Below are 6,533 nucleotides of genomic sequence, written 5' to 3' on the forward strand. Positions count from 1 at the left end.
GTTCAGCTCCGCTCAATCAGGGGCGCTGCCTGCTCAATCGCGGCAACGATGCCAACATAAGCTCCGCATCGACAGATGTTGCCGCTCATATATTCCCGGATCGCCTCGGGTGTAGACGCATGACCTTCCTTGACGCAGGCGATTGCCGCCATGATCTGGCCGGGCGTGCAGTAGCCGCATTGCAGGGCGTCATGGTCAATGAAGGCCTGCTGCATGGGATGTAGAGCGTCCGCGCTGCCGATACCTTCGATGGTCGTGACGTCACGGCCATCGACTTTGGCGGCAAGTGTCAGACAGGAGGCGACCCTGCGCCCGTCTATGTGGACAGTGCAGGCGCCGCATTGACCGTGGTCGCATCCCTTTTTGGCGCCGACCAATCCTAGTCGCTCGCGCAGCATATCCAGCAAGGATGCCCGCGCATCAATTTCCAGTGCGCTCGGCCGGCCGTTGACATGGAAACTCACCTGAACTGTTGCGCCGTTTTCCGGTGCCGGCTGCGGGCTCAGCGCTTGGGCCTGCGCTGCCAGTGGCAGCAACCCCGACACCGAGACAATCGTTCCGGCCTCTAAAACCTGTCGCCGGGTGATCTCAAGAAACTGCCTATCGCGCGTGTCTGACATTTGGATTTCGTCTCCTGTTGGGTTGCAACAATGCTGGCGTCATCCGTTCCGGCCTAAACCGAAACCGCATATTCCTTTCAAACTAAGTCAGGCCGGCCGGAAGGATTAGCCCGCAAATATCGCGCGGACTGATTAGCTGCACTTAGCAATGGAATTATCTGCAGCGGCCGTGGCTGGGCGCAGAGGTCGCGTTTGCCTTAAGAGATCGAAAAGCCGGCATTCATTGCGCCATTGAGGAACGGGAGGCGCTGTGTCGGCGTGCCAGACAAGGCAAGCATGGCATTCGCTACCGCCGGCGCGATCGGCGCCACTCCTGGCTCACCCATCCCAGTCGGCTTGTTGTCAGACGCGACGATATAGGTTTCGACAGTGGGCATTTCGTTCATTCGCAAGACTGGATATCGATCAAAGTTTGATTGTTGCACAAGTCCATCCACGAGCGTGATCGCGCCGTAAAAGGCAGCGGACAGGCCAAAACCGATGCCTCCTTCCATCTGAGCAGCGATCTGGTCCGGCGCAACCGCGATTCCGCAATCGACGACGGCTACGACGCGACGCACGATCGGCCGGCCATCAAGCAGCCGAACTTCAGCAACCTGGCCAACGACCGTGCCGAACGCCTGGTGGATCGCCATGCCGCGCGCCCACCCCGCTTCGAGCGGGGTATCCCAGCCCGCTCTGGCGCAAAGCTCATCGAGTACTGCCAGCCGACGCGTATCGCCAGCCTTCTGATATAGAAAACGACGGTAAGAGGCCGGGTCCTTACCCGCCCGGCGCGCCAACTGATCCACGATGTGTTCCATCACCATGGCGGTATGCGAATTGCCGACCGATCGCCAGAACCCGACAGTGACCGGAAACGATGGCGTGAAAATTTTGCCGTCGACGGTTGTCGCGGTGGATAGATTAGGTGAGTCCGCGATACCCTCGGTCGCCGTGAAGTTCGGAGCGATGGGAAGCAAGTTCTGGCAGACCGAATGGAAGCGCCAACGCTCCGGATATCCATCCGAGGCAACCTGGACCCATACCCGATGATGCGACATTGGCCGGAAGTAGCCCAACCTCATGTCGTCCTCGCGGCTCCAGATCAGCTTGACTGAGCGACCCTCGACTCGCTTTGCGATCCGCACGCACTCGACGACATAGTCGGAGCTCATGCCACCGCGGCGGCCGAACGAACCGCCGGCAGGGATCACCTCGATGTCGACCCGGCCCGGAACGGTCCGAGCGGTCAGCGCTGCCTGAACCTGATCGACCGTTACGAGATGAGCACCCGATGTGATGGCAACATCCCAGCCATCGACCTTGGCGACGCAATTGAGCGTCTCCATCGGCGCATGTGCAAGATAAGGGAAATCAAAGGCGAACTCGACAACATCGCCGTCGAAAGGCGCTTCCGGCGTGTCGCCCGTCGTCTGAAAACTGCCGGGCTCCACCTCGGTACGACCGGCTGCGATGTCATGGAAATAGGCCACGAGATCGGGAGAAGATCGCATCTCGGCTTCGCTGTCGTCCCATTCAATACGCAGTGCTTCGCGCGCTCGCTTGGCGGCAAACGTCGTCCCGGCAAGGACGGCGACACCCGTCTCGATGGCGAACACATGCGTGACGCCCTTTACTTTCAGGGCGTCGGACGCATCGAAGCGCAGCAGCTTTCCGCCGAAGCGCGGACTATGAGCGACCATTGCGACCAGTAAGTCCGGACGCTGGATATCCTGCGTATAGACCTGGGCACCTGTGCTCTTCGGCAGGCTGTCCTTGCGCCGAACGCGCTCCGTGCCGATCAACCGATAATCTTCTCGGCGTTTCAGGATCGGCGTCTCAGGTGGGGTTTGCCGGGCGGCCTCGGCCAGAAGCTCGACGAAGGTCGCGGTTTGGTTAGAGCCAGAATGGGATAGGATACCGTCGCGGACGACGATGTCACCACTTCGCACGCCCCAGCGAGCGGCTGCCGCCTGGATAAACATCGCGCGCGCCGCGGCACCCGCATTGCGCATGAGATCCCAGTTCGAAGCGATCGAATTTGAACCTGCTGTCATCTGCACGCCGTAGGCGCGGACGTTGCTGCGCGCGTCAACGACGCGCACCTTGTCCCAATCCGCATCGAGTTCCTCTGCGACGATCGCGGCGAGCCCTGCGTGAATCCCTTGGCCCAATTCCTGCTGTTTGTTGACGATTGTCACCCAGCCGTCATCGGAGATGCGAATGAATGGTCCGAAAGCGCTCGGCTCCGGGTCGTCGCCTCCCCCTTGCAGGATGGCGCCGACAGCCTGCATCGGGTTGGTTGCGGCGTAGCCTACCACGAGAGCGCCGCCGATCATGGAGCCACCCAAAATCAAGCGTCGACGGGTCATCCGAAATCGTGGCTTCCTGTCTGGGGCGTCGCTCACGGACATTCTCCTATTGTCATCCTTGCTCTCACTTGAGCCTACTCACTGGGGGCACGCTGCGCCCGTATCAAGCCAAGCCTTGATCAATGAGCCGAAAGCTTCCTGAGTGCCGGGGGCGGGTTTGCGGTTCGCACCCGGATGCCAGGCCCAGCCCACCAGTTCGTCCTGCGCCATGTGATGAAGCAGTTCATCACGCGTCATATGCGAACGTGCCGGATCCAGGAGCTGCCTGCAGATGTTCCCGAGCGTCTGGCCTTGCCAGGCCATCTCGATCGGCGCGAGCCTCCACTTGGGGTTCCCGGGCACACCCGACGCCTCGAAATTTTCGGACTGATGGCAGGTTGAGCAACGAAGCGTCGAGGCTCCGCCGCCATCGGCGCCACGTGTAACCCAGGGCGTATGCGGACGCATCGCTTCCGTCTGGGTGGGACGATCCGTGCGCGGATGACAGTTCATGCAACGTGGATGCTCGATCACACGGGCAGCTTCTTCAAACAGCGCGACAGACCGCGCAGTCGTGTCTGTAATCTCATCGAAGTCCGCCACCTGACGCAAGCGATCAAGCTCAGCGGGCTGCAGTCTGGCCTCGATCGATTGCGTCTGCGGCATAGTGCGGGGATAAAGGGCGTAGACGAGGCCCGCGGCGGCCGTAACGACGATCACCGCGAATACCGTAGAAAACGCGAGCTTTAGCCGGCGACGCCATCTTCCCTTTTTGGACGGGGGGCGGGTCATGTCGGCGCACCGAGCCTTGCCGCCGCATCGTGGATGGCTGCGCGAATTCGAGTGTAGGTGGCGCAGCGACAGAGGTTACCGCTCATCGCAATGTCAATGTCCTGATCCGTAGGCTGTTTATTCGCTCGCAGCAGTGCGATCGCGCTCATGATCTGACCGGATTGACAAAACCCACATTGCGGTACATCGCGCGCTACCCAGGCATCCCGAAGAGCTACTGCTTCAGCGCCGTCGATGCCTTCGATTGTGGAAATCTGCGCCGACACGGCCGTTCGTAACGGGACCGAACAGGATCGAGCTGGCCTCCCATCAAGATGGACGGTGCAGGCGCCGCACTGAGCTGCGCCACACCCGTATTTTGTGCCCGTCAGCGACAGGTGATCGCGAAGCACCCACAGAAGCGGAGTTTCGCCATCTTCGTCAACATCGTGGGTCCGGCCATTGACCGAAAGCGTGTAAGACATGGACTAAATCCCTTTGGCAAAGGTAGTTTGGATCGTGCGCACTTGCTCGGACATACCCGATCCGACAAAAAACATGCCTAATCCTCGGCGCTACAGTGTGATGCCACTTGCGATTTTCGGACCCCACGTGTGAGCGGTGAACATCAGCGTGACGAAGGCAATGAAACCGCTTGCGGCCACGAACAAGGCCGATGCGGATAGGTTCATACTCGCGGTGCGATTTTGCTGGCCGGTACGGATGACGACTTCGGCGACAATCAAGTTTGGGACGTAGAAAAAGAAAACCATGATGGCGTCGAACCAGTCCCCGAATTCCGCCAAGGCGCCGAAGAGACGTGATAGCAAAAACCAGGCACCATATTCTATACGATAGAGCCAGGAGCCGATGGTGAGTGCAAACAGCCGGATCGCCCAGGCACGGTGCGAAGAGTAACGGCTCGACCGCGCGTGGAGATAGGACATGGTTGCACTCAGCACCATGAGAGCGCCGTAGAGGCCGAACCCGACATCCATTAGAGGGCCGCCGATGGTGCCTTGTCCAACGATGAAAGCCAAACCTCCCACGCCGGCTGCGGCGGCCGAAACCACGTAAATCCGCCCGAGCCACCTGTGAAGCCAGGGGATGCTTTGGCGCAGCCTGCCGATCAGTTGGACAGGACCCAGAAGAACGAGGATACTTCCGGCCACGAAATGGGCACCGATGGCACTCGTCGACAGGGGCGATGACCGATCGTACAAACCGGGCAGCGCCTCGTTCCATCGATAGGCCTCACCGCCAACGAGCGTACCGCCAAAAAACGCAATGATGTAGGCGGCGAATATGACGCCGCTTAGCCAACTCACCGCCACAAGCAATACCGCACTCCAGCGCGCAGCCAGACTGTGAAAACTGCGGCTGTTTCCCGGGAAAGCCGTCATTGCGAGCGATACAAAACCATAGTCCGTCCGAGGAGCGGCGTCCCCGCATAACCTCGCAGTTCGAGGGCACCGTCTCGCATCGATGCCCGCCCTGAATAGGTGCGCCCCGACGACCCGTCGTAGAATTTGCCGTCTTCCCAACGGCGATCCTGTGGATCCCATCTCAGATCGGTGAGAAAAGTGATACCCTCAAGCGACCGGCTTCTTAGCTTTGGGTCGGGATTGTGGACGTCCTTCTTGAAGGTCTTACCGTCCGCTTCCATGAGCCGATCGCCATAAATGACACGGGCAGCAAAGCTGCCACCGGCGTCGTATACTTCGAACTTGAAGTTGCGCTCCTCTGTTTCCCAAACCCCCTCGATCTCGTTTGGCGACGAAGCTTGAGCGGCAGCCGCGGTGATCTGTAAACCCACCATTCCGACCGTTAGCGTGACTGCCAGGGAGAACTTCCTGATTTTCGAGTTCAGCATATCAACGTCCTTTTCCGTTTAGGGAGAAAAACTACGGCGAGAGCGCCCACTGTAGAATGTCGAAGACCTCAAATTATGTGCCTGATCCTCCGAGGCTGATACTTTGGTAGCTTCTCCGCCTCGCCGCGGATCGTTGGCCTCTTGCGTATCGAGGGCTGCCCGCCCCTGATGTCGCGGAGCCTGAGCATAGGCAAGTTTACCCAGTGTGGCGTGGCGCAGAAATCGCTGGCCAGACGTACAGTGCCACAGCACCGCGCAGACCAGGGCCCTCCTTTGTTGTCCTAGGCGACCGGCCCCGGAACCAGAACGTGACTGTGACGACGGCGGTGCCGGGGCGCACGGTCCTGTCCAGGAATTCCGATAATCGGGACATCGCGCTCGGCATGAGATAGCACGCCACCGCATCGGCATCCGCCACGTCGCAATAATAGAAATTCTTTCTCATAATCGAAACGTTGCGGAGATGTTTCGTCCGGATCCAGGCCACCAAGCAAGGGAAAGGCGAGATCTCCACCCCTTTCACCTGCGCCTCGGGGAAAGCCTTGTTGAGTGCGATCAGAAGCGAACCCCATCCACACCCAAGATCATAAATCACGGCCGTGTCAGAAAGATTCGCCTCTCGTAACAGGGCAATGACGTCGGATGCTTCCGCTTCTCCAAGCGGCCATGACGGTACCCTCGTCAATGCGTGGAAAAACAGCAACGAAAGGCAGACCGTCGAGACAGCGGCGAGCAGAAGGAGGGAAAATGCTTGATGCATTTGCACTTCTCAAAATTTAAGTTCGCCATCCCCGTTGAAGCGTCGGAGCATGGTCGAATGACCGAGAACCGACTGCCTTAACCAGACTACAAAGAGCGATCCAGATCGGGTTGATGCTCACTAAGATGGTTTTGCTGCCCATCAAACATCAGATTCCGATGGGTTCCTTCGAGCGC

General features: G+C 59.4%; 7 protein-coding genes. All 7 read right to left on the reverse strand.

Annotated elements, in window-relative coordinates; genetic code table 11:
• Positions 1–2: 2 nt before the first annotated feature.
• Positions 3–620, reverse strand: coding sequence for a (2Fe-2S)-binding protein (locus ACR9ZQ_RS06055; protein WP_481427247.1), 618 nt, complete (start codon positions 618–620; stop codon positions 3–5).
• A 197-nt stretch (positions 621–817) separates the two neighbouring features.
• The gene (locus ACR9ZQ_RS06060; RefSeq protein WP_481427248.1) at positions 818–2,974 is read right to left on the reverse strand and encodes a xanthine dehydrogenase family protein molybdopterin-binding subunit; all 2,157 of its coding nucleotides are present in this window, start codon (positions 2,972–2,974) and stop codon (positions 818–820) included.
• Between the two features lie 78 nt (positions 2,975–3,052).
• Positions 3,053–3,745, reverse strand: coding sequence for an Isoquinoline 1-oxidoreductase subunit (locus ACR9ZQ_RS06065; protein ID WP_481427249.1), 693 nt, complete (start codon positions 3,743–3,745; stop codon positions 3,053–3,055).
• The gene (locus ACR9ZQ_RS06070; RefSeq protein WP_481427250.1) at positions 3,742–4,209 is read right to left on the reverse strand and encodes a (2Fe-2S)-binding protein; all 468 of its coding nucleotides are present in this window, start codon (positions 4,207–4,209) and stop codon (positions 3,742–3,744) included. Before ACR9ZQ_RS06070 ends, ACR9ZQ_RS06065 begins: the two co-directional genes overlap by 4 nt.
• A gap of 90 nt (positions 4,210–4,299) precedes the next feature.
• Positions 4,300–5,058 (reverse strand): DUF2306 domain-containing protein, encoded by a 759-nt coding sequence (locus ACR9ZQ_RS06075; protein WP_481427292.1) that lies wholly within the window; start codon positions 5,056–5,058, stop codon positions 4,300–4,302.
• Positions 5,059–5,123: 65 nt separating this feature from the next.
• Positions 5,124–5,597 carry a DUF2147 domain-containing protein gene (locus ACR9ZQ_RS06080; RefSeq protein WP_481427251.1) on the reverse strand — a complete coding sequence of 158 codons (474 nt, stop codon included), beginning with the start codon at positions 5,595–5,597 and terminating at the stop codon, positions 5,124–5,126.
• A gap of 196 nt (positions 5,598–5,793) precedes the next feature.
• On the reverse strand, positions 5,794–6,357 hold the full coding sequence (locus ACR9ZQ_RS06085) for a methyltransferase domain-containing protein (RefSeq protein ID WP_481427252.1): 564 nt from the start codon (positions 6,355–6,357) through the stop codon (positions 5,794–5,796).
• Positions 6,358–6,533 lie beyond the last annotated feature (176 nt).

Source organism: Rhizobium sp. KNZ14-9A, from assembly GCF_056755015.1.

Coding starts and splice junctions, on each gene's coding strand:
- ACR9ZQ_RS06055 (WP_481427247.1), bottom strand. CDS start 620: ATGTCAGACACGCGCGATAGGCAGTTTCTTGAGATCACCCGGCGACAG.
- ACR9ZQ_RS06060 (WP_481427248.1), bottom strand. CDS start 2,974: ATGACCCGTCGACGCTTGATTTTGGGTGGCTCCATGATCGGCGGCGCT.
- ACR9ZQ_RS06065 (WP_481427249.1), bottom strand. CDS start 3,745: ATGACCCGCCCCCCGTCCAAAAAGGGAAGATGGCGTCGCCGGCTAAAG.
- ACR9ZQ_RS06070 (WP_481427250.1), bottom strand. CDS start 4,209: ATGTCTTACACGCTTTCGGTCAATGGCCGGACCCACGATGTTGACGAA.
- ACR9ZQ_RS06080 (WP_481427251.1), bottom strand. CDS start 5,597: ATGCTGAACTCGAAAATCAGGAAGTTCTCCCTGGCAGTCACGCTAACG.
- ACR9ZQ_RS06085 (WP_481427252.1), bottom strand. CDS start 6,357: ATGCATCAAGCATTTTCCCTCCTTCTGCTCGCCGCTGTCTCGACGGTC.